Here is a 22,606-nt window from a genome sequence, read left to right on the forward strand (position 1 = left end):
CCCGGGGTCGAAGGGGCGGCAGCCCCTGGGGGATGGGACGGGTAAGTAGGGGCGGCGGGGGCGAGAAACCCGCCCCACCCCCGGGTGCCATGCTGACCAGGGCCCAAGCCGAGGGCAGGGAAGCCCCGGCGGTTCAGGTGGCCCATATGGCCCCGGTGTCGAAAGGTGAGACATATGCGCGCGGTGGTGTTCGAGCGGTTCGGTGAGCCGGCCGAGGTGCGGGAGGTCCCGGACCCCGCCCCGGCGGAGCACGGAGTCGTGGTCCGGGTCGAAGCCACCGGCCTCTGCCGCAGCGACTGGCACGGCTGGATGGGCCACGACCCGGACATCACCCTCCCGCACGTCCCGGGCCACGAGCTCGCCGGAGTGGTCGAGTCGGTCGGCGCCCGGGTGACCGGCTGGCGCCCCGGCGACCGCGTCACGGTCCCGTTCATCTGCGCCTGCGGCAGCTGCGCCGACTGCACCGCAGGCGACCAGCAGGTGTGCGCACACCAGACCCAGCCGGGCTTCACCCACTGGGGCTCCTTCGCCCAGTACGTGGCCCTGGACCACGCCGACGTGAACCTCGTAGCCCTCCCGGACGAGCTGTCGTACGGCACGGCCGCCTCACTCGGCTGCCGCTTCGCGACGGCGTTCCGCGCGGTCGTGGCACAGGGCCGCGTCGCCGCGGGGGAGTGGGTGGCCGTGCACGGCTGCGGCGGCGTGGGCCTCTCGGCGGTGATGATCGCGGCGGCGTCGGGCGCGCGGGTCGTCGCCGTCGACGTATCGCCGCAGGCGCTGGACCTGGCCCGGAAGTTCGGCGCGGCGCAATGCGTGGACGCCTCCCGCACCGAGGACACGGCCGCGGCGATACGGGACCTCACGGGCGGCGGCGCCCACCTCTCCCTCGACGCCCTGGGCTCCCCGGTCACCTGCGCGGCCTCGGTGAACAGTCTCCGCCGCCGGGGCCGCCACATCCAGGTCGGCCTGCTCCCCTCGGAAACGGGCACCACCCCCGTGCCCATGGCCCGCGCGGTCGCCCTCGAACTGGAACTCCTGGGCAGCCACGGCATGGCGGCCCACGCCTACCCGAGGATGCTGGAGCTGGTGAGAGCGGGCGTCCTGCGCCCCGACCTCCTCGTCACTTCGACGATCCCGCTGGACGCGGCACCCGAGTCGCTGGCGGCGCTGGGCACGGCACCGGGCAGCGGTGTCACGGTCATCGAGCCGTGGAGCTGACGCGATCCGCTTCCGGGTGCCCCCGATGGGCGGCCCACTCCGGCGCGAGGACCGACATACGCACCGCGTCGATCCACTCGCCGCCCTGCCACAGGGTCTGCCGCTCGACGCCCTCGGCCACGAAACCGGCCTTCTCGTAGGCGCGCCGGGCCCGGGGGTTATGGGTGAAGACGTACAGCGAGACGCGGTGCAGCCCGAGTTGTTCGAAGGCGTGGCCGGTCATCAGCCGGACGGCCTCCGTGCCCAGGCCCCGGTTCTGCCCGCCGGGACCGATCAGGATCCGGAAACAGCAGTTGCGATTCGCCTCGTCCCACTCGTTCAGCACCGCTTCGCCCACGACCTCACCGCTCGCCCGGTCCACGACGGCGAGGTCGAGCCGGTCGGCCTGGTCGTTGCGGCTGCCGTACCAGGAACGCAGTCGCTCCAAGGTGAACGGCTCCGTAGGGCTACCCGTGAGCCGTACGACCTCGGGATCGGCCAGGATCCGCGCCATCACCGGCACGTCGTCGTCGGTGAACGGCCGCAGCACGGCCTGCTCGCCCGTGAGAACGGGTTTGACGGAGAAGCTCATCCCCGGATCCTGGAGCGCGGACGGACCCGGGGACAAACGAATAAGCGTGGTGTGGCACGAATCAGTCGCCCTTGCGCCCTCGGTTGCCGGGTCTGGAGGCGACCCAGGCACGGATCGTGTCCGCGTACCAGTAGGGCTTCCCGCCCTCCACATGGTCGGGTGGCGGCAGCAGCCCGTGTTTGCGATAGGAGCGGACGGTGTCGGGCTGCACACGGATGTGCGCCGCGATGTCCTTGTACGACCAGAGGTGACGGTCGGTCATCAGTGCACCTCCCCGCGCGCACCACGGCGGCGACCGGGAAGGCCGTCGGGGGAGCCGGGCGCCGCGCTGGCGATCACAGATCCTGTGCCCGGCGAACGACACGGAGCGGTCACCAGCAAGTGCCTGTAGGTCAGGTGTGACCCAAGACATGCGTACACGTGACAGATGTGACAAGAAGGTGTTATTTGTGACACGGCTGACGAATTGAGCACCGGCGGCAGCACCGATCAGCGGCACCGATCAGCGGCAGCGGCCGACGGCACCGGCCGGCGGCTGTGCCCCAAAACGGGGCGCGGGGGACTGCGCGACCGGCCGCGACGAATGCGCAGCCTTCAACGGTCCCGCGGTCCCCCGACGCTTATCGGCAGAAGTCTCAGGCTCCGCAGGACCTCAAGAACGCCCGGGTCCGCTGAGCGATCGGCAACGGCTTGTCCGGCTCGCAGGGGTACATGTCCTGCTCGACGATCGCGAACAGATCCACATCCAGCTTCTGCGCGGCCGCGAGCACCGGCCCCAGCGCGGGCACACCCGTCGGCGGCTCGCACATGACGCCCTTGGCGACGGCCGGCCCGAACGGGATCTCGTTCGCGCGGACCTCGGCCAGGATCTCGGGGTCGACCTGCTTGAGGTGCAGGTACCCGATCCGCTCGCCGTAGGTCTCGATCAGCTTGACGCTGTCGCCGCCGCAGTAGGCGTAGTGGCCCGTGTCGAGGCACAGCGACACCAGCGACGAGTCGGTCCCGTCGAGGAAGCGGGCGACGTTCTCCTCGCTGTCGATGTGCGTGTCGGCGTGCGGGTGGACGACGATCTGCAGGCCGTACTTCTCCCGCACCTCCCGCCCGAGCCGCTCGGTGAGGTGGGTGAGGTGCCGCCACTGCTCGACGGTGAGTTCGCTGGGCTCCAGCACCTTGCCCGTCTTGTCGTCCCGCCAGAAGGACGGGATCACGACGAGGTGCTTCGCGCCCATCGCCTGCGCGAGAACCGCGTTGTCGGCGACGTGCGCCCAGGTCTTCTCCCAGACGTCCGGACCGTGGTGGAGCCCGGTGAAGACCGTGCCGGCCGACACTTTCAGGCCACGTTTCGCCGTCTCCTCGGCGAGGACCGCCGGGTCGGTCGGCAGATAGCCGTAGGGGCCGAGCTCGATCCACTCGTAGCCGGACGCGGCGACCTCGTCGAGGAAGCGCTGCCAGGGAACCTGCTGGGGATCGTCGGGGAACCACACGCCCCAGGAGTCGGGGGCCGACCCGATCCGGATGCGGGAGAGTGAGGACTGAGGTGACAACGACGTCATGGGAGTCAGCTTCAGGCCGGAAGTGGAGGGTGTCAATAGGTAGTCCGAATGTCTGGACAAAGTATTGACAGGCCCGCTCCGACGGGACTAGACCTTGACAGGACCGGAGCACGAAGGGAACTCGATGGCGTACGACCTGATCACCATGGGGCGGATCGGTGTGGACCTCTACCCGCTGCAGACGGGCGTCCCACTGTCGCAGGTGACGTCCTTCGGGAAGTTCCTCGGCGGTTCGGCGGCCAATGTCGCGGTGGCCGCGTCCCGTCTCGGCCGGAGCACCGCCGTCATCACCCGCACGGGCGAGGATCCCTTCGGCGACTACCTCCACCAGGCGCTGCGCGACTTCGGTGTGGACGACCGCTGGGTCACCCCGGTCCCGGGTCTCGCGACCCCGGTCACCTTCTGCGAGGTCTTCCCGCCGGACGACTTCCCGCTGTACTTCTACCGCCGCCCCAAGGCCCCGGACCTGGAGATCGACGCCCACGAACTGGACCTCGACGCCATCGCCGGGACCCGGATCTTCTGGGTGACCGGCACCGGCCTGAGCGAGGAGCCCAGCCGTACGGCGACGCTCGCGGCCCTCGCCCACCGGGCCAAGGCCGGTACGACGGTCTTCGACCTCGACTGGCGCCCCATGTTCTGGACCGACCCGGCCGCGGCCCGCCCGTTCTACGAGGAGGCCCTGCGGCACACGACCGTCGCGGTCGGCAACCTGGACGAGGTCGAGGTCGCCACCGGCGTCCGCGAACCGCACGCCGCCGCCCGGGCGCTCCTCGACGCCGGGGTCGAACTCGCCGTCGTCAAGCAGGGCCCCAAGGGTGTCCTCGCGGTCAACAGCAAGGGCGAGTCCGCCGAGGTCCCGCCCCTCCCCGTCAACGTTCTGAACGGCCTCGGCGCCGGAGACGCGTTCGGCGGCTCCCTCTGCCACGGCCTGCTCGAAGGCTGGGACCTGGAGAAGATCATGCGGTACGCCAACGCCGCCGGCGCCATCGTCGCCTCCCGCCTGGAATGCTCCTCCGCGATGCCCACGGTGGAAGAGATCGAGGCGGCGGTCGCGGCGGGAGCAGTCCTGTGAGCATCGACGTCTCCGCCCTCGTCCGCACCCGCGTCCACCACCCCGAGGCGATCGCCGAGGCCGCCGCCCGCCGCATCCGGCGCCCCCTCGTCGGCGACTCCGGGCGGCTGATGATCGTCGCCGCCGACCACCCGGCCCGTGGCGCGCTCTCCGTCGGCGACCGCAAGCTCGCCATGGCGAACCGCGCCGACCTTCTCGAACGACTGTGCCTGGCGCTCTCCCGACCCGGTGTCGACGGTGTCCTCGCGACCGCCGACATCCTCGACGACCTGCTGCTCCTCGGCGCCCTCGACGGCAAGGTCGTCATGGGCTCGATGAACCGCGGCGGCCTCGCCGGCGCCAGCTTCGAGCTCGACGACCGCTTCACCGGCCACCGCCCGCAGGACATCGAGCGCCTCGGCTTCGACGCGGGCAAGCTCCTGCTGCGCGTCGACTACGACGATCCGGGCTCCCTCAACACCCTGGAGTCCACCGCCCGTGCCGTGGACGCCATGGCCGAGCGCGGGCTCCCCGTGTTCGTCGAGCCGTTCCTCAGCCGCCGCGACCCCGCGACCGGCAAGGTCAGGAACGACCTGAGCGCCGACGCCGTCACCAAGTCGATCGCCATAGCGGCGGGGCTCGGCGGCAGTTCGGCGTACACCTGGCTGAAGGTGCCCGTCACCGAGAACCCCGACGACATGGCGCGCGTCATGGAGACCTCGACGCTGCCCGCCGTCCTCCTCGGCGGCGATGTCGGCGAGGACCAGGAGGGCGCCTACGAGAAGTGGCGGGGCGCGCTGCAACTGCCCACCGTGCAGGGCCTGGTGGTCGGCCGTTCGCTGCTCTACCCGGCGGACGACGACGTGAGCGCCGCCGTGGACACCGCCGTAGGACTGTTGTGAGGGCCGCATGACACAGAAGACCGAGTTGTACGTACCCAAGGGCGCCACCGCGAACGCGCAGTACGCCGTCGACATCGACCCCAAGCGGGCCGGCTGGACCCACAGCAGCCTGCGGATCGTGGAGTTGGGGCCGGGCGCCACGCACACGTTCACGACCGGGGACAGTGAGTGGATCGTGCTGTCCCTCAACGGCGGTTGTACGGTCCGGGTATCGGGCGAATCCGGCGAATCGGTCGGCGGCGAGGACGAAGAGTTTCAGATCCTGGGCAGGGAGAGCGTGTTCGCCGGAGTCTCCGACTTCGTGTACGCGCCCCGCGACGCCCGGGTACAGATCGCCTCCGGCGTGGGAGGCCGCTTCGCTTTGGCAGGAGCGAAGTGCGAGCGACGACTCCCCGCCCGCTACGGCCCCGCGCCGGAGGTCCCCGTCGAAGACCGAGGCAGCGGCAACTGCGCCCGCCAGGTGCGCAACTTCGCCTCCGCCGACGCCTTCGAGTGCGACAAGCTCATCACCGTCGAGGTCATCACCCCCGGTGGCAACTGGTCCTCGTACCCGCCGCACAAGCACGACGAGAACCGGCCGGGGGAGGAGACCGAGCTGGAGGAGATCTACTACTTCGAGATCGACGGCCCGCACGGCTTCGGGTACCAGCGCGTGTCCCCCTCCCGCGAGGGCGGGTCCGAGGTGATCGCCGAGGTCCGCTCCGGTGACGCCGTGCTCGTGCCCGACGGCTGGCACGGTCCGTCCATCGCGCAGCCCGGCCACGACATGTACTACCTGAACGTGATGGCCGGTCCGGGCTCCGAGCGGCAGTGGCGGATCTGCTTCCACCCGGATCACACGGAGGGGTACCGATGAGCACGATCCGGCTTACGGTCGCCCAGGCGCTGGTCCGCTTCCTCTCCGCCCAGTACACCGAACGCGACGGCGAGCGGCGCCGGTTGATCGGCGCCACCTGGGGCATCTTCGGCCACGGCAACGTCGCCGGACTCGGCCAGGCGCTGATCGAGTACGCCGACGACATGCCGTACCTCCAGGGCCGCAACGAGCAGTCGATGGTGCACGCGGCCGTCGGCTACGCCCGGCAGTCCAACCGCCTCTCCACGCACGCCGTGACGACGTCCATCGGCCCCGGCGCCACCAACCTCGTCACCGGCGCCGCCCTCGCCACCATCAACCACCTCCCGGTGCTGCTCCTCCCCGGCGACATCTTCGCCACCCGCCCGGCCGACCCGGTCCTCCAGCAGCTCGAAGTCCCGTACGCGGGTGACATCAGCGTCAACGACACGCTGCGCCCGGTGTCGAAGTACTTCGACCGGATCACCCGCCCCGAGGCCCTGATCCCGGCCGCGCTCCAGGCGATGCGCGTGCTCACGGACCCGGTCGAGACAGGCGCGGTCACGCTCGCCCTTCCGCAGGACGTGCAGGCGGAAGGCTTCGACTGGCCGGAGGAGTTCTTCGCCGAGCGCACCTGGAACGTACGCCGCCCGGCGGCCGACCCGACCGAACTGACCGCCGCCGTAAGGGCGATCCGCGCGGCCCGCCGCCCGCTGATCGTCGCCGGCGGCGGTGTCCACCACGCCCGCGCCGAGGAGGCGCTCGCCGAACTCGCGGACGCGACGGGCATCCCGGTCGCCTCCACCCAGGCGGGCAAGGGCTCGCTCCGCTACGACCACCCGCAGGACGTGGGCGGCATCGGCCACACCGGCACCGCGACCGCGAACGAACTCGCCCGCACGGCCGACCTGGTGATCGGCGTGGGCACCCGGTACACCGACTTCACGACCGCCTCCGGCACCCTCTTCACCGCCGACGGCGTCCGCTTCCTCAACCTCAACATCGCGCCCTACGACGGCCACAAGCTCTCCGGGCTGCCGCTGATCGCCGACGCGCGCACCGGGCTGGAAGCGCTCACCCAGGGGCTGGCGCTGCACGGGCACCGGGTGGCGGGCGCGTACGTCGCCGAGTACGCGGAGGACAAGCAGCGCTGGGAGCACCGCGTCGACGCCTGCTACGAGGCCGACGAGCCGGACACCCGGCCCACCCAGGCGCAGGTCCTCGGCCTCCTCGACGAGATCGCCGACGAGACCGACATCATCATCAACGCGGCCGGTTCCCTCCCCGGTGACCTGCACAAACTGTGGCGGGCGCGGTCGCGGGACCAGTACCAGCTGGAGTACGGCTACTCCTGCATGGGGTACGAGATCCCGGCCGCGATCGGCGTCCGGATGGCCGCTCCCGGGCGCCCGGTGTGGGCGCTGGTCGGCGACGGCACGTATCTGATGATGCCGACGGAGATCGTCACGGCCGTGCAGGAGAACGTCCCGATCAAGGTGCTGCTCGTGCAGAACCACGGGTACGCGTCCATCGGCGGCCTCTCCGAGTCGGTGGGCGGTGAGCGGTTCGGCACCGCGTACCGGCACCGCAACCCCGACGACGGCACGTTCACGGGCGCCCCGCTGCCCGTGGATCTCGCCGCCAACGCGGCCAGTCTCGGCATGCGCGTCCTGCGTGCCAAGACCGTCCGCGACCTGCGGACGGCCCTCGCCGAGGCACGGGCCGCCGACACTCCCACATGTGTCTACGTGGAGACCCAAACGGCAGACACAGTGTCGGGCCCGCCTCCCGCGCAGGCCTGGTGGGATGTTCCTGTGGCCGAGACCGCGACCCGCTCGTCGGCGGTCAAGGCCCGCGAGGAGTACGACCGGCACGTCTCAACCCGACGCCGCCATCTGTAAGCAAGGAGTTTCTGGCATGACGAAGATCGTCAACCACTGGATCGGCGGCAAGACCGTCGAAGGCGCGTCGGGTACGTTCGGGCCGGTCACGGACCCGGCGACCGGCGCGGTCACCACCAAGGTCGCCTTCGCGACCGTGGACGAGGTCGACGCGGCGGTACGGACCGCCAAGGAGGCCTTCGTCACCTGGGGCCAGTCCTCACTGGCGCAGCGCACCTCGATCCTTTTCAAGTTCCGCGCGCTGCTCGACGCCAACCGCGACGCGATCGCGGAGCTGATCACCGCCGAGCACGGCAAGGTGCACTCGGACGCGCTCGGCGAGGTCGCGCGCGGCCTGGAGATCGTCGACCTGGCCTGCGGCATCAACGTGCAGCTGAAGGGCGAGCTGTCCACGCAGGTCGCGAGCCGCGTGGACGTCTCCTCCATCCGCCAGCCGCTCGGTGTCGTCGCCGGCATCACGCCGTTCAACTTCCCGGCGATGGTCCCGATGTGGATGTTCCCGATGGCCATCGCGACCGGCAACACGTTCGTGCTGAAGCCGTCCGAGAAGGACCCGTCGGCGTCGATCAAGATCGCCGAACTGCTGGCGGAAGCCGGTCTCCCCGACGGCGTCTTCAACGTCGTCCACGGCGACAAGGTGGCCGTCGACCGCCTCCTGGAGCACCCGGACGTCAAGGCGATCTCCTTCGTCGGCTCGACCCCGATCGCCCGCTACATCCACACCACGGCCTCCGCCAACCACAAGCGCGTCCAGGCCCTCGGCGGCGCCAAGAACCACATGCTGGTCCTCCCGGACGCGGACCTGGACGCGGCGGCCGACGCCGCCGTCTCCGCCGCGTACGGCTCGGCGGGCGAGCGCTGCATGGCGATCTCCGCGGTCGTCGCGGTGGGCGCGATCGGCGACGAGCTGGTCGACAAGATCCGCGAGCGCGCCGAGAAGATCAAGATCGGCCCCGGCAACGACCCGACCTCCGAGATGGGCCCGCTGATCACCGCCGTGCACCGCGACAAGGTGGCGTCCTACGTCACGGGCGCGGCGGCCGAGGGCGCCGAGGTGATCCTCGACGGCACCGGCTACACGGTCGACGGCTTCGAGGACGGTCACTGGATCGGCATCTCGCTCCTGGACAAGGTGCCGACCTCCGCGAAGGCGTACCAGGACGAGATCTTCGGCCCGGTCCTCTGTGTCCTCCGCGTGGACACGTACGAGGAGGGCATCTCCCTCATCAACGCCTCGCCGTTCGGCAACGGCACCGCGATCTTCACCCGTGACGGCGGCGCCGCCCGCCGCTTCCAGATGGAGGTCGAGGCCGGCATGGTCGGCGTCAACGTCCCGATCCCGGTCCCCGTCGGCTACCACTCCTTCGGTGGCTGGAAGGACTCCCTCTTCGGCGACCACCACATCTACGGCAACGACGGCACCCACTTCTACACCCGGGGCAAGGTCGTCACGACCCGCTGGCCCGACCCGGCCGACGGCCCGACGGGCGTCGACCTGGGCTTCCCGCGCAACCACTGATCACCCCCTTAGATGCCCGCTGACCTGCGAACTTCTGGTCGGCGGGCATCAATCTGTCCGCAGGAGTCCGCACGGAGTCCGCACAGAGTCCGCATGATCCTGTCCTCGGGGTCGAGCCACAGGTGGCTGTAGGCGCTCAAGGTCAAGCTCTGGTTAGCCGTGCCGATTGAGGGTACTTCGTCCGGGAATCCCCCACTTCGAACGGAGTGCCGGCATGGTCATCAAGAAAATGCACGACATGGGCATCCGCAGCGAACACGCCTACACGGCAGCCTTGGCCTCCATCGGCCTGTCCGTGGCCACCTGGGTAGCCAGCCTCCGGGTGGAACCGGGCACCGGCCTCGCCCGCGCCGACCGGTGGGGCATCTTCATCGGCGAATGGGCACCCACATTCTTCGGCCTCGGCGTCGCCCTCTCCCACTACGAACAGCAGGAAGGCACCCTCACCGCCAGCGTCCACGAGCTGCGGGAGCAGAAGAAGGCCGGATGACCGGCGGGTCAGGGAGGCGGTGATCGAGACCGTCGTCGACCTCGTGCGCCGAGTCGCCTTCCTCACCGGCGTCGTCCAGGGCCGTTCCTGATGGCCGCCCCCTTTGGGCCCGGGTGCGAAAAGTGCCCGGGCCCAGCCACGTCACCCGAGCTCTTGGGTCCGGTCCGTGGCCCGGGCCGACGCCGCCATGATCGCGTCGGACTTGTCCACCGCCTCGGCCGCGAGCTTCGCCGTCTCCGCGCCGCACGCCGTCGTCGCCACGAGCGCCGCCGCCGTGACCCCCGCCCAGGCCGCGGTCCGTCGCAGCTTCATGTGCCCCGCCCCGAAGGTGTGTGTCCCTTGTGGACATGTGTGTCAACTGTGAGCGGCGACTCCATCCGGACCCACTGACATCGCCGCCACCAGTTATCAGGTTGCTGTCAGTCCACCCCCCACTCCGGCATACCGCGACCGCTGTATGCCGAATTCCTCCCGTACGACCGTGGGATGGCCCGTCGCTCCATCCACAGGCTGCCGTCGCCTGTGGGTGACGCCCCGTACCGTTGACGCATGGATCTTCGACTGCCCGCACTCCGGCGGGCGCTGACGCGAAGGCCGCGACGGACCATCGCCGCCGCGGCCGCCGTCGTCGTGCTCGCCGGCGCCGGCACGTGGACGGCCACCGCCTCCGACGAGGCCGCGCCGGTCAAGCGCACCGACCAGGTCATGGACACGGCCAAGGGCGTCCGCATCGACACCTCGTACTTCACCTCGGGCTCCTCCGGCCGCCGCCCCGCCGTCCTGCTCACGCACGGTTTCGGCGGGGAGAAGGGCGACGTACGGCGCCAGGCCGAGGACCTCGCGCGCGACGGGTACGCGGTCCTGACCTGGTCGGCCCGCGGCTTCGGCGAGTCCACCGGCAAGATCGGCCTCAACGACCCGAAAGGCGAGGTCGCCGACGTCTCCAAGCTGATCGACTGGCTGGCGAAGCGCCCCGAGGTCGAGCTGGACAGGAGCGGCGACCCACGCGTGGGCGCGGCCGGAGCCTCGTACGGCGGCGCGGTCTCCCTGCTGGCCGCCGGGTACGACGACCGGATCGACGCCATCGCCCCGGCGATCACGTACTGGAACCTGTCGGACGCCCTGTTCCCGAACGGCGTCTACAAGAAGCTGTGGACCGGCCTCTTCTTCAACACCGGCGGCGGCTGCGACAAGTTCGAGACCCAGCTCTGCCAGATGTACGAGCGGGTCGCCGAGGCCGGGCAGCCCGACGCCGACGCGGTGAAGCTCCTCGAAGAGCGCAGCCCCGAGGCCGTCGGCGACCGCATCAAGGTGCCCACGCTGCTGATGCAGGGCCAGACCGACTCCCTCTTCCCGCTCGGCCAGGCCGACGCGGCGGCCAAGGCGATCAAGGCCAACGGCGCGCCCGTCGACGTCGACTGGATCTCGGGCGGCCACGACGGCGGCGACATGGAGACGGACCGCGTCCAGTCCCGCGTCACCGCCTGGTTCGACCGCTATCTGAAGGACGACAAGAGCGCGGACACCGGCCCGGAGTTCCGCGTCAGCCGCACCCGCGGCACGGGCAGCGGCGACGGCGAGACCCGGATCGAGGGCGAGAACGCCGACAAGTACCCCGGTCTGGAGAGCGAGACGCGGTCGTTCGCCCTCAGCGGTCGCGAGCAGACGTTCGACAACCCGGCCGGTGCCAACCCGCCCGCCGTGTCCGCGCTCCCCGGCCTCGGCTCCGGCGCCGGCGGCCTCGCCCAGCTCTCCTCGCTCGGCGTGAGCATCTCCCTCGACTTCCCGGGCCAGTACGCGGCGTTCGAGTCGAAGCCCGTGGCGGACGACGTCCAGATCACCGGCTCGCCGACGGCCACGGTCCATGTGAAGTCGACCAGCGAGGACGCCGTGCTCTTCGCCAAGGTCTACGACGTCGGCCCGGACGGCCGCTCCCAGGTGCTGCCCTCCTCCCTCGTCGAACCCCTCCGGGTCGAGGGCGCGAGGTCCGGCAAGGACGTGAAGCTCACCCTCCCGGCGATCGACCACGACCTCGACGACGGCCACCGCCTCCGTCTGGTCCTCGCCCCCACCGACCTCGGCTACGCCTCCCCGACCGCCCCGGCGACGTACACGGTCTCCCTGAAGGGCGACCTCAAGGTCCCGACGCCGCTCGGCGGTCTCGACGGCACGGGCACGCTGCCCGCCTGGGTCTGGTACCTGCCGCTGGCCGGCGCGGCGATCGCCGCCGCCCTGCTGCTGTCGGGCCGCCGGCGCGCGGCACCGCCCGCCCCCGCCGACCCGGCGCTGGCCGAGGTCCCGCTGCAGATCACCGACCTGAGCAAGAAGTACAGGAACGGCGACCGCTACAGCGTCCGCGACGTCTCCTTCCGTGTGGAGAAGGGCCAGGTCCTCGGCCTGCTCGGGCCGAACGGCGCGGGCAAGACGACGACCCTGCGCATGCTGATGGGCCTGATCCAGCCGGACGGCGGCGAGATCCGCGTCTTCGGCCACGTGATCGTGCCCGGCGCCCCGGTCCTCTCCCGCGTCGGCGCCTTCGTCGAGGGTGCGGGCTTCCTCCCGCATCTGTCCGGCCGCGAGAACCTGGAGCTGTACTGGCAGGCCACCGGCCGCCCGCCGCAGGACGCCCACCTGGAGGAGGCACTGGAGATCGCGGGTCTCGGCGACGCGCTCGCCCGCGCGGTCCGCACCTACTCCCAGGGCATGCGCCAGCGCCTGGCCATCGCCCAGGCCATGCTCGGCCTGCCCGACCTGCTGATACTCGACGAGCCGACGAACGGACTCGACCCGCCGCAGATCCGCGAGATGCGCGAGGTCATGATCCGGTACGCGGCGGCCGGCCGCACGGTCATCGTCTCCAGCCACCTGCTGGCGGAGGTCGAACAGACCTGCACGCACCTGGTCGTCATGGACCACGGACAGCTCGTCCAGGCGGGCCCGGTCGGCGAGATCGTCGGCTCAGGCGACACGCTCCTGGTCGGCACGGCCGAGCCCGTGGACGAGCCGCTCGTCGACAAGGTCGCGGCCCTGCCGGGCATCGAGTCGGCCGTCCGCACCGACGAGGGCCTGGTGGTCCGCCTCGACGCGGGCGGCAGCGCACAGCGCCTGATCGCCGAGCTGGTCCGGCTGGAGATCCCCGTAGCGTCGGTGGGCCCCCACCGCCGCCTCGAAGACGCCTTCCTCACCCTGATCGGAGAGTCCGCATGAGCACGCTGGCCGAGCGCGCCGAACGCGGCGACCCCGCCGAACACGGAGAGCGCGCCGAAAGCGGCTACCTCTCGCAGCCGCCGTCCGGGGAACCGCCCGTCGAGGTCGCCGAGGGCTACCGCGCGGGCCACACCCTGCCCCTGCGGGTCGAGCTGGTCCGCCAGCTGAAGCGCAGGCGCACGATGGTCATGGGCGGCATCCTGTTCGCCCTGCCGATCATCCTGCTCATCGCCTTCCAGATCGGCGGCACCCCGGGCGAGGGCAACACCCGGGTGAACCTGATGGACACGGCCACCGCGTCGGGCGCGAACTTCGCCGCGGTGAACCTGTTCGCGGCCGCCGGCTTCCTGCTGGTCATCCCCGTCGCGCTGTTCTGCGGGGACACGGTCGCCTCGGAGGCCAGCTGGTCCTCCCTGCGCTACCTCCTCGCCGCGCCCGTGCCGCGCGCCCGGCTGCTGTGGTCCAAGCTCGTCGTCGGGCTGAGCATGAGCCTGGCGGCGATCGTGCTGCTGCCGGTCGTGGCGCTCGCCATCGGTTCGGTGGCGTACGGCTGGGGCCCGCTGGAGCTGCCCACGGGCGGCGAGCTGGCCACGGGGACCGCGGCCCAGGCACTGCTGATCACCGTGGCGTACATCTTCGTGTCGCAACTGGTCACCGCCGCCCTGGCCTTCTGGCTCTCCACCAGGACCGACGCACCGCTCGGCGCGGTCGGCGGCGCGGTCGGCCTGACCATCATCGGCAGCGTCCTGGACTCGGTGACCGCCCTCGGCGACTGGCGGGACTTCCTGCCCGCGCACTGGCAGTACGCCTGGCTCGACGTCGTCCGCCCGCAGCCCGAGTACACCGACATGATCCAGGGCGTCTCGATTTCCATAACGTACGCGCTCGTGCTGTTCGCCCTGGCCTTCAGGGGTTTCGGCCGCAAGGACGTCGTCTCCTAGGACAACGGAGGATCACCCACCGGTCTCGGCGGGCCTTGGGCCCTGTCGTCGAACTCCCGTCTGCCGCGCGACGCCACGCACGCTCCCCCCCACCTGCCTCAAGGGCGTGGGAGGTGCCCCCACTCGCCGCACCTGACGCCGCGCGTCCCGCCCTCCGGGCGGACGACGGGATGTGACGAAAGGCCCTAGGACGACGTCGCACACACGGACGGCAACGCCCGCACCAGCCCCTCCACATGCAGCCCGTCCAGCCGGTGACCGTACGCCGACCGCACCGCGGCCACCCGCAGCCGGGGCTCACAGGACGCCCCGGCCCGCGCCGCCTCCGTCGTCACCAGCGCGTCCAGCAACTGCGTGGTGATGCGGTCCAGCACGGGCCGTACGTCCTTCACGAGGTCGGGCCGCTCGGTCGGCCGCTCCTCGGGATGCGCGTCCCAGCGGGCGTAGAGACCGCGCTGGACCAGCTTGTTGGCCTCGATCTGGTCGCGGAACACAGCCGTCACCGCATCCGGATCGAGCCCGAGCCCGGTGGCCCGCGCGGCCACGTCGTCCAGGATCTGCTTCTCGCGCACGGGGTCGTCGATGGGCTTGTCCGTGCCGTACTTGGCCGCCGCGACCTTGTCGGCGACGAGCAGCCGCTCGGCGAAGAGGTCGGTCAGCACGGTGAGCGAGTGGGCGGCCGCGACCGTATGAGGAGGGGGAGTGGCGGCGTGGGCGGCGGCCGGTACGGCACCGGCGAGACCCACGGTGACCGAGACACAGACGGCGAGCAGGGCGGACCTGAGGTGGTGGGGGCGCATGAATCACCCTTATCACTCCGGCCTCATCCGTACCACGGAGGGGTCGCCCCCATTGAAAAATCCTTACGCCTGGGTAAGTTGACTCACCGGTAATCAACATCGGGGGCCGTCATGGGAGTACGCAAGGACCTGAAGCAGGCGAAGCAGCGCACCGACCTGCTCGACCGCGTCCACGTCGAGGTCGTCAAGGACGCGGACGGCATCGTCCGCGAGGCCCGCACACCCGCCCTCGCCCCCCGCGCCACCACCGGCAGCATCGCCGACCTGCCCTTCGTCAACGCCACCGAGGCCCCCGCCGCCGTGGTCCTGCGCCGCGACGACCACCACGGCAACTGGCGCCCGGTCACCGCCACCGCCTTCGCCCGCGAGGTCACCGCCGTCGCCAAGGGGTTGATCGCGGCGGGCCTCGAACCGGGCGGCCGGGTCGCGCTGATGTCCCGCACCCGCTACGAGTGGACGGTCCTGGACTTCGCCGTCTGGGCGGCCGGCGGCCAGTCCGTCCCCGTCTACGCCACCTCCTCGCCCGAGCAGATCGAGTGGATCGTCCGCGACTCCGGCGCCCGGATCGTGGTAGTGGAGACCGCCGAGAACGCGGACGCCGTCGCCACCGCCACGGCCCGCCACGCCCAGCCGCCGCACGTCTGGCAGCTCGACGAGGCCGAGGGGGCGGGCGAAGAAGGCGGCGCCCTCGCCCAACTCGCCGACCTGGGCCGGAACATCGCCGAGGGCGAGGTCACCAGGCGCCGCGCGGCCCTCACTCCCGACACCCCCGCGACCATCTGCTACACCTCGGGCACCACCGGCCGCCCCAAGGGCTGCGTCCTCACCCACGCCAACCTCCACGCGGAGGCCGCCAACTCGGTCGAGCTGCTGCACCCCGTCTTCAAGGAGGTCACGGGCCAGGTCGCCTCGACGCTGCTGTTCCTCCCGCTGGCCCACATCCTCGGCCGTACGATCCAGATCGCCTGTCTGATGGCCCGGATCGAGCTGGGCCACTGCCCGAGCATCAAACCCGCCGAACTGCGGCCCGCGCTCAAGCAGTTCCGCCCCACGTTCCTCGTCGGCGTGCCCTATCTCTTCGAGCGGATCCACGCCACGGGCCGCGCCACCGCCGAACGCATCGGCCGCGGCGCATCCTTCGACCGCGCCCACCGCCTCGGCGTCCGCTTCGCGACGGCCTACCTGGAGAAGTTCCTCGACCGCGGCCCCGGTCCGAGCCCCGCCCTGTACGCGGCCTGGGCCCTGTACGACCTGCTGGTCTACCGCCGTATCCGCGCGGAACTCGGCGGCCGTATGCGCTACGCCATCAGCGGCGGCTCCCCGCTGGACCGCGACCTCAACCTCTTCTTCTATGCCGCCGGGATCATCGTCTACGAGGGCTACGGCCTCACCGAGACGACCGGGGCCGCCACCATCGTCCCGCCCCTCAGACCCCGCCCCGGCACGGTCGGCCAGCCCGTCCCCGGCACCGCGGTCCGTATCGCCGCCGACGGCGAGGTCCTGATCAAGGGCTCCATCGTCTTCGGTACCTACTGGAACGACCCGGCCGCCACCGACGCCGCCCTCGTTGACGACTGGTTCGCCACCGGCGACCTCGGCGCGCTCGACGAGGACGGCTATCTCACCATCACCGGCCGCAAGAAGGACATCCTCGTCACCTCCGGCGGCAAGAACGTCTCCCCGGCCGTCCTGGAGGACCGCCTGCGCAGCCGCCCGCCGGTCGGCCAGTGCATCGTCGTCGGCGACAACCGACCCTATGTCGCCGCCCTGATCACCCTCGACCCCGAGGACGTCACCCACTGGCTCTACGTCAACGGGATGCCCGCGGACACCCCGCCGGCCGAGTTGGTCCACGACCCCCGGATGCGCGCCGACGTGCAGAAGGCCGTGGACTACGCGAACCAGGCGGTTTCCCGCGCCGAGTCCATTCGCGAGTTCCGGCTGGTGGAGGGTAGTTTCACCGAGGAGAACGGCCTGCTCACCCCGTCCCTCAAGATCAAGCGCCACCGGGTGACGGCTGCGTACGCGGCGGAGATCGACGCGCTGTACGGCGCCTGAGGGGCCGTATGGCACCGCCGTGCCACGGTGACCGCGTGAGCGGAGCGGGAGCCCCGTGGTTGATCCGGTCGGTTGCCCCCGGCTCGGCGTTCGGGTGAATTCCGAAGTGCGCCACGTTCCGCGGTTTCTTCACTTGTCCATCCCTCGTTTACAGCCTGCGGGTCATGGTGCGAGCCGTTCAAGCTGTGCTCGCTCGGTTTCGGCCGTCATGGGTGCATGACCGCGAAGAAGGGAAAACACGTGAAGCTCAAGCAGAGCGCCGCGGCCGCCGCCGGCGCGATCATCGCCATCAGCATGGCCACTCCGGCCATGGCCGACGCGGACGCCAAGGGGGTGGCCGCCCACTCCCCGGGTGTTCTCTCCGGCAACGTGATCCAGATTCCCGTGCACGCTCCCATCAACGTGTGCGGCAACTCCGTCAACATCGTCGGACTGCTGAACCCGGCAGGCGGCAACGCGTGCGCCAACAAGTGATGTAGCGCGTCAGCCGCCCCGGCTGTGTCCTGGTCGGCCTTGGATCGTCCTCACGGTGCCAAGGCCGGCCTTTCCCCCTTTCACAAGCAGGAAGACAACAAGATCTTGCGACAGACCCTGAGCAAGGGAATGGTTGCGGCGGCGGCCGCGACAGGCATCCTGTCCCTGTACAGCACCACGGCGCTCGCGGACTCGGGCGCGAACGGCGTGGCCGAAGGCTCGCCCGGCGTCCTGTCGGGCAACAACGTCCAGGTTCCCGTGCACGTTCCCGTCAACGTGTGCGGCAACACCGTCGACGTCGCCGGTATCGGCAACCCGGCCTTCGGCAACGCCTGTGCCAACAAGGACTCGACGTCATCGAAGTCCCATGACGCCCCCACCCATGGCGCTCCCGGCCACGACGACGGAAAGGGCGCGCACGGTCCCTCGGGCGAGCACGGTCCCGCTGAGAAGCCGGCTCCCTGGGAGGCGCCCGGTCCCGCGAAGGAGCACGACGCCTCGGGCCCGCACAACGCCTCCGGCGCCTCGGCGAACGGCGTGGCCCAAGGCTCGCCCGGCGTCCTGTCGGGCAACACCGTCCAGGTGCCGGTGGACGTTCCGGTCAACGCGTGCGGCAACACGGTGGACGTGATCGCCGGGCTCAACCCCGCCTTTGGCAACGAGTGCGTCAACGTGGAGTCCCCGAAGGGCCACGAAGCTCCCCCCGAGGAGCACCGCCCCACTCCGCCGGACAAGCCTCGGGACGAGCCGCCCACGCCCCCTCGGGTGACTCCGCCCGCCAAGCCGCCCACGACCCCACCGGCCAAGCCTCCCGTCACCCCGCCGACGAAGCCGCCGACCATGGCGGAGACCGGCAGTGACGGTCTGCTCGCGGGCTCGGCCGCCAGCGTCGCGCTGATCGCGGGCGGAGCCGTTCTGTACCGGCGGAACCGAGTGTCCTCCCGCCTGTGACACCACGGGTGCCGGACGCCCCGCGTCCGGCACCCGAGGCCCTGGGTGCCTTCCTCAGTTCCGGATGACGATCCCGTTCCCGGCCACCCGCACCCCGCCTCCCGGCGCCGGGATCCGGTTGCCCGGCGTTCCCGAGCGCAGTCGCCGTTGTACCCCTCGTACCAGCGTCCCCGCCGTGAACGTCGCACCGTGCACGAAGCGCATCGCGGGGCCGAAGCCGGCGGCCGTGGTCAGACCCGCGAAGAACAGTCCGGGTACCGACGACTCGAAGTCCCGGCCGACCGCGGGCGACCCGTCGGACACGGCCTCCAGGCCCTCGCGTACGTTCTCCGCCAGTACTCCCAGTCGGCCGCAGGTGGCCTTGAAGCCGGTGGCCGCGATGACGTGGTCGGTTTCCAGAGACGTCGACTCGCCGTTCCGGCTCACCGTCTCCAGCCGCACGCGGCCGTCCGACTCGTACGCGGACGTGATCCGCTGCCCCAGCCGCACCTCGACGGCCGGCTCGAACCGCTCACGTACCCACCAGGCGCCCGCCGGGCCGAGGGCGGTCTTCGCGATGTGTGCCCGCCTGGCCTCCGGGAGGCGGCGGAACCAGCCCGGCCGCTCGGCGTAGAGCCAGTTGCGCCAGCCGATGCCCAGGCCGGTGAGCGGGGAGCGGGCCGACTGCCACGACGAGCGCTCCTGGAGCGGGGGAACCTCGTTCCAGTTCAGCTGCGGGGCGCGGGCCAACACCCTTGCCCGTGTGCCCTGTTCGGCGAGCAACGCGGCCGTCTCCAGGGCCGCCTGTCCGCCGCCGATCACCGTGACGTCCTGGCCCCGGAAGCGCTCGAGGTCACTGTGGTCGCTGCTGTGCGAAACATGGCTCGGCGTCAACGCCCTGAGCGGGGACGGTACTTCGGTGAAGGGCAGGACGCCGATGGCCAGCGCCACCGTCCTCGCGCGCAACGCCTCACCGTCTTCCAGAAGCGCTTCGTAGCCGCCGGGGCAGAACCGGAGCGCCTTCACCATCCGTTCGTCGACGGGCGGTACGGCGTGGCTCGTGAACCACAGGCCGTACGAGGCGAATGTCTCCACCGGGATCGGCTCGCCGTGCCGGGCCGTCATGCCCTGCTCCGCGCAGTAGACCTCCAAGCGCCACTTGCCCTCCGGGTCCGAGAGGTTGGAGGCCCACGGCTCCGACTTCAGGAACATGCCGCGGGGCATGTGGTCGCGCCAGGACGCCATGGGCCGTCCGACGATGCGCAGGCTCAGCCCGGCGGCCGCGGCATGGGACGCGATGGACAGTCCATAGGGTCCGGCACCCACTACCAGCAGGTCGTACATCAGCGGTTACTCGCTCTCTCGTCGTCGGTCAGTCGGTCGGGGACGTCGGGTATGTGGGGGACGGCAGGGAGGTCGGGGCGCCCGCTTGTCGTACGATCCGCACTTCGGGAGTGGGCCGGCGGTCCGACAGGCGCCGGGCCGCGTGCCGGCACCACAGCGCCCACAGCGCGAAGCTGGGCGCGAGGTCGTCGCGGGCGTGCCAGGCGAACTCGCGCCCCCGGCGCGGACGCAGCGCGGCCAGGGGCGCGTAGTTCTCAACGACGAAGTCCCGGCCAGGAAGCGGGTCTCCGTCCGGGACCGGGCGATGCGTCAGATCCAGGTGCAGGGCTCGGACGACATCCACTCCGGCGGTGTCCGCGAAGAGCCGGAACTGGGCGCCGGGACGCGGGTTGAAGTCGAGCAGGTGGTACGCCCCGGTCGTGCCGTCCCGGCGGAAGTCGAGGTCGAAGACCCCTCGGTAGCCGATTGTGCTCACCAGCCGCTCCGCCAGTGCCTGTACCTCGGGGTTGGGCGTCCAGCACCCCACGGTGGTCAGACCCGCGCCGCGCGGCCAGGCGCGCTGTTTGCGGCCTGGGCCTCCGCCGCGTACCACGCCGGCCCGGTCGACGTACCCGTGGAAGAACCAGTCACGGTCCGGGCCCGGGGGCAGGAACGACTGGAGCAGCAGCCTGCTGCCCGCCTCCTCCGTCCGCCGGAACAGGGCCTGAGCCTCGTCCGCCGAGTGCACCACCACCGTGCTGCGCAGTCCCGACCCGGCGGGCACCCACCACGGCTGGCTCCACTTCGCCACCAGAGGGAGCCCCAGCTGCCAGGCGAAGGCGGCCGTTTGGGCCGCGCTGTCCGGGATCAGAGTCACCGGATGCGGAACGCCCACGCGCCCGCACACGGCGGCGAGCTCGGCCTTGTCGGCCACCCGCTCGGCGAGATCGACGGGCTGGTCGGGGAGTAGATAGCCGTACGCGAGGTCCGCGCCCAGACGGCACACGGCGATGGCGCTCGCGTCGTCCATGGGGATCAGGACGGAGCGTCGGCCGATCCGGTCGGCCACACGGCGCAGGACGGCGGCGATCTCCGCGGTCGTCGCGTCGGACGGCGGCGGGGAGTGCGTCTCGGCCACGTAACGCGATCGGGCGTGGGGGCTGCCGGCGGAATCGGCGACCACGTGCACCTCCACGCCGGCTCGGCCCAGGGTGCGTACGGCCCCCAGCGTTCCGTGGTGGAAGGGATTCCGGTCGATCCGCAGCAGAACGGCGGGGACGCGGGTGTCGAGCAGTGACACGGACATTTCCTTTCAGGTCGTTCGGGTGGTCTGACCACCCGCATGGGTGCTCCGACCACCCGAACGACGGAGCCTCGGCTGGCGGGCTTCGTGTTCGTATGACTGTGTGTCAGTAGGTGAAAAGCAAAGCGGTGGAAGCGAAAGCGGCGGGGACAGCGCGGGAGCCGCGGAAAGGAGTGGGCATGGCCCCACAACGGCGGCGACGCCGAAGCGGACGGCCTGCGTGTGTCGCGGCCGGTGTCGTTGCATGGGTCGTCCTCGTCTCGGGACCTGGGTACGCCGTCGGCGCCGGGCCGGTGCGGGCCGATGACGCTTCGACACCCGGGCCGACAGCGCTGACGACCTCCGGAACTCAGACAAAGCCGGTCGTGGTGCCCTCGCCGCCGGTGCCTTCCTCGTCGGCCGCCCCTGCCGTGCCGTCGGTCCCGGGCGGGTCGCCCGCTCCCTCGCGGACAACCCCGGTCGCCCCTGTCGCCCAGGGTGCCGACCCCGTCGAGGACTTCCCGGCCTTCGGCGCCTACCTCGACTACGGCCCCCTCGGCCTGGCCCGGATGGCCTGGCTCAGCGACTGGCTGGGCGGGGCGGAGCTGCGCGTGGCGCACACGTATCTGCCGGGCGACCGGTGGAGCAACATCGAGGGCCGGCCGGGCTTCCTCGGCGCGTGGGCGGACTGGCGGCGGGAGAGGGACGACCGGACGTTCGTCCTCAACGTGCCCATGCTGGAACGCAATGAGGAGGGCGTCTCCGACCCCGAGGTCCGCCGACTGCTGCGGCACGGGGCGGAAGGCGAATTCGACCACCACTTCCGCACGCTGGCCGAGCGGCTGGTCGAGCTGAAGCTGCCGGACACCGTCATCGTGCTCGGCTGGGAGATGAACGGCATCACGTACACCCATCGCTGCGGGCCGGACCCGGAGAGCTGGAAGAAGTACTGGAACAGGATCGTCACCACCATGCGGTCGGTGCCGGGCCAGAAGTTCACGTTCGACTGGACGCCGAACCGCGGCCGGGACGCCATCCCCTGGCCCCGGTGCTATCCGGGGGACGACACGGTCGACATCATCGGCATGGACTCGTACGACCAGCCGCGCGGACTGCCGTTCGACAAGCAGGTGACGGAGCCGTACGGGCTCCAGGCGCACGTCGATTTCGCGAAGGCCCACGGCAAGCCCATCTCGTACGCCGAATGGGGGCTGTTCCACAACGGGGACAACGCGGAGTACATGAGGGGCATGCTCGCCTGGATGGACAAGCACAGGCCGCTCTACAACACGCTCACCGACTACTGCCCGCACGGTGTGTGGCAGTGCACGGCCAACCCCAAGGCGTCCGAGGTCTACCGGTCCGTACTGTCCGGGCGCACCGACCCCGCGCCGGTCCCGGTGCCGGCGACTCCGCAGCCCACGCCCACCGCTCCGGTGCTCCCGCCCACCTGCTCGCCGCTGAACCTGGGGGAGTGGGTCGAGTACTGGCTCGGCGGGAAGCTCTGCCTGCGCTTCGACTGGGTGTCGAGCGACCGGTGACGCGGGG

The 22,606-nt window shown here is 71.1% G+C and carries 20 protein-coding genes; 13 read left to right on the top strand and 7 right to left on the bottom strand.

Annotated features, from left to right (window positions below):
• Positions 1–174: 174 nt before the first annotated feature.
• On the top strand, positions 175–1,218 hold the full coding sequence (locus SGFS_RS36675) for a zinc-dependent alcohol dehydrogenase family protein (protein ID WP_286256467.1): 1,044 nt from the start codon (positions 175–177) through the stop codon (positions 1,216–1,218).
• Here the strand turns inward: SGFS_RS36675 and SGFS_RS36680 are convergent.
• From SGFS_RS36680 to SGFS_RS36690, 3 genes are all read right to left on the bottom strand, one after another.
• On the bottom strand, positions 1,199–1,789 hold the full coding sequence (locus SGFS_RS36680) for a GNAT family N-acetyltransferase (protein ID WP_286256468.1): 591 nt from the start codon (positions 1,787–1,789) through the stop codon (positions 1,199–1,201). The two genes, SGFS_RS36675 and SGFS_RS36680, sit on opposite strands and share 20 nt — an antisense overlap.
• A gap of 61 nt (positions 1,790–1,850) precedes the next feature.
• Positions 1,851–2,051, bottom strand: coding sequence for a helix-turn-helix transcriptional regulator (locus SGFS_RS36685; protein ID WP_286256469.1), 201 nt, complete (start codon positions 2,049–2,051; stop codon positions 1,851–1,853).
• A gap of 373 nt (positions 2,052–2,424) precedes the next feature.
• Positions 2,425–3,342, bottom strand: coding sequence for a sugar phosphate isomerase/epimerase family protein (locus tag SGFS_RS36690; protein ID WP_286256470.1), 918 nt, complete (start codon positions 3,340–3,342; stop codon positions 2,425–2,427).
• Between the two features lie 124 nt (positions 3,343–3,466).
• On the opposite strand from SGFS_RS36690, the gene iolC reads away from it, so the two are divergent.
• The 6 genes from iolC (at position 3,467) to SGFS_RS36720 (ending at position 10,043) form a co-directional block, all read left to right on the top strand.
• Positions 3,467–4,417, top strand: coding sequence for a 5-dehydro-2-deoxygluconokinase (gene iolC / locus SGFS_RS36695; protein WP_286256471.1), 951 nt, complete (start codon positions 3,467–3,469; stop codon positions 4,415–4,417).
• Positions 4,414–5,298, top strand: coding sequence for a Cgl0159 family (beta/alpha)8-fold protein (locus SGFS_RS36700; protein ID WP_286256472.1), 885 nt, complete (start codon positions 4,414–4,416; stop codon positions 5,296–5,298). Before iolC ends, SGFS_RS36700 begins: the two co-directional genes overlap by 4 nt.
• 7 nt (positions 5,299–5,305) lie before the next feature.
• Positions 5,306–6,154: a 5-deoxy-glucuronate isomerase gene (gene iolB, locus SGFS_RS36705; RefSeq protein WP_286256473.1), complete on the top strand. Its 849-nt coding sequence runs from the start codon at positions 5,306–5,308 to the stop codon at positions 6,152–6,154.
• On the top strand, positions 6,151–8,034 hold the full coding sequence (gene iolD, locus SGFS_RS36710) for a 3D-(3,5/4)-trihydroxycyclohexane-1,2-dione acylhydrolase (decyclizing) (RefSeq protein WP_286256474.1): 1,884 nt from the start codon (positions 6,151–6,153) through the stop codon (positions 8,032–8,034). The genes iolB and iolD overlap by 4 nt, the downstream gene beginning before the upstream one ends.
• A gap of 16 nt (positions 8,035–8,050) precedes the next feature.
• Positions 8,051–9,553, top strand: coding sequence for a CoA-acylating methylmalonate-semialdehyde dehydrogenase (mmsA, locus tag SGFS_RS36715; protein WP_286256475.1), 1,503 nt, complete (start codon positions 8,051–8,053; stop codon positions 9,551–9,553).
• A gap of 214 nt (positions 9,554–9,767) precedes the next feature.
• Positions 9,768–10,043: a hypothetical protein gene (locus tag SGFS_RS36720; protein WP_286256477.1), complete on the top strand. Its 276-nt coding sequence runs from the start codon at positions 9,768–9,770 to the stop codon at positions 10,041–10,043.
• A 141-nt stretch (positions 10,044–10,184) separates the two neighbouring features.
• On the opposite strand, the gene SGFS_RS36725 is transcribed toward SGFS_RS36720, so the two are convergent.
• A complete protein-coding gene (locus tag SGFS_RS36725) occupies positions 10,185–10,355 on the bottom strand; it encodes a hypothetical protein (protein ID WP_286260471.1) in 171 nt (56 codons plus the stop codon).
• Between the two features lie 237 nt (positions 10,356–10,592).
• Here SGFS_RS36725 and SGFS_RS36730 point away from each other — a divergent pair, with 237 nt between their 5' ends.
• Together SGFS_RS36730 and SGFS_RS36735 are read left to right on the top strand one after the other, a co-directional pair.
• Positions 10,593–13,250 carry an alpha/beta fold hydrolase gene (locus tag SGFS_RS36730; RefSeq protein ID WP_286256478.1) on the top strand — a complete coding sequence of 886 codons (2,658 nt, stop codon included), beginning with the start codon at positions 10,593–10,595 and terminating at the stop codon, positions 13,248–13,250.
• Positions 13,247–14,191 carry an ABC transporter permease gene (locus SGFS_RS36735; RefSeq protein ID WP_286256479.1) on the top strand — a complete coding sequence of 315 codons (945 nt, stop codon included), beginning with the start codon at positions 13,247–13,249 and terminating at the stop codon, positions 14,189–14,191. The genes SGFS_RS36730 and SGFS_RS36735 overlap by 4 nt, the downstream gene beginning before the upstream one ends.
• Positions 14,192–14,376: 185 nt before the next feature.
• Here SGFS_RS36735 and SGFS_RS36740 read toward each other — a convergent pair whose 3' ends face one another.
• The gene (locus tag SGFS_RS36740) at positions 14,377–14,991 is read right to left on the bottom strand and encodes a chorismate mutase (RefSeq protein WP_286256480.1); all 615 of its coding nucleotides are present in this window, start codon (positions 14,989–14,991) and stop codon (positions 14,377–14,379) included.
• Positions 14,992–15,102: 111 nt separating this feature from the next.
• On the opposite strand from SGFS_RS36740, the gene SGFS_RS36745 reads away from it, so the two are divergent.
• From SGFS_RS36745 to SGFS_RS36755, 3 genes are all read left to right on the top strand, one after another.
• Positions 15,103–17,049, top strand: a complete 1,947-nt coding sequence (locus SGFS_RS36745) for an AMP-dependent synthetase/ligase (RefSeq protein WP_286256481.1) — start codon at positions 15,103–15,105, stop codon at positions 17,047–17,049.
• A 216-nt stretch (positions 17,050–17,265) separates the two neighbouring features.
• Positions 17,266–17,523 (top strand): chaplin, encoded by a 258-nt coding sequence (locus SGFS_RS36750; RefSeq protein ID WP_286256483.1) that lies wholly within the window; start codon positions 17,266–17,268, stop codon positions 17,521–17,523.
• A gap of 105 nt (positions 17,524–17,628) precedes the next feature.
• A complete protein-coding gene (locus SGFS_RS36755; protein ID WP_286256485.1) occupies positions 17,629–18,474 on the top strand; it encodes a chaplin in 846 nt (281 codons plus the stop codon).
• Positions 18,475–18,528: 54 nt separating this feature from the next.
• Here the strand turns inward: SGFS_RS36755 and SGFS_RS36760 are convergent, their stop codons facing one another.
• On the bottom strand, positions 18,529–19,797 hold the full coding sequence (locus tag SGFS_RS36760) for an NAD(P)-binding domain-containing protein (protein ID WP_286256486.1): 1,269 nt from the start codon (positions 19,795–19,797) through the stop codon (positions 18,529–18,531).
• 28 nt (positions 19,798–19,825) lie between these two features.
• The gene (locus SGFS_RS36765) at positions 19,826–21,082 is read right to left on the bottom strand and encodes a carboxylate--amine ligase (protein ID WP_434028114.1); all 1,257 of its coding nucleotides are present in this window, start codon (positions 21,080–21,082) and stop codon (positions 19,826–19,828) included.
• A 176-nt stretch (positions 21,083–21,258) separates the two neighbouring features.
• Here SGFS_RS36765 and SGFS_RS36770 point away from each other — a divergent pair, with 176 nt between their 5' ends.
• The gene (locus tag SGFS_RS36770; RefSeq protein ID WP_286256488.1) at positions 21,259–22,599 is read left to right on the top strand and encodes a glycoside hydrolase family 26 protein; all 1,341 of its coding nucleotides are present in this window, start codon (positions 21,259–21,261) and stop codon (positions 22,597–22,599) included.
• The last annotated feature ends 7 nt before the right edge of the window (positions 22,600–22,606 follow it).

Origin of the sequence: Streptomyces graminofaciens (assembly GCF_030294945.1) — a bacterium.
GTDB classification, from domain to species: domain Bacteria; phylum Actinomycetota; class Actinomycetes; order Streptomycetales; family Streptomycetaceae; genus Streptomyces; species Streptomyces graminofaciens.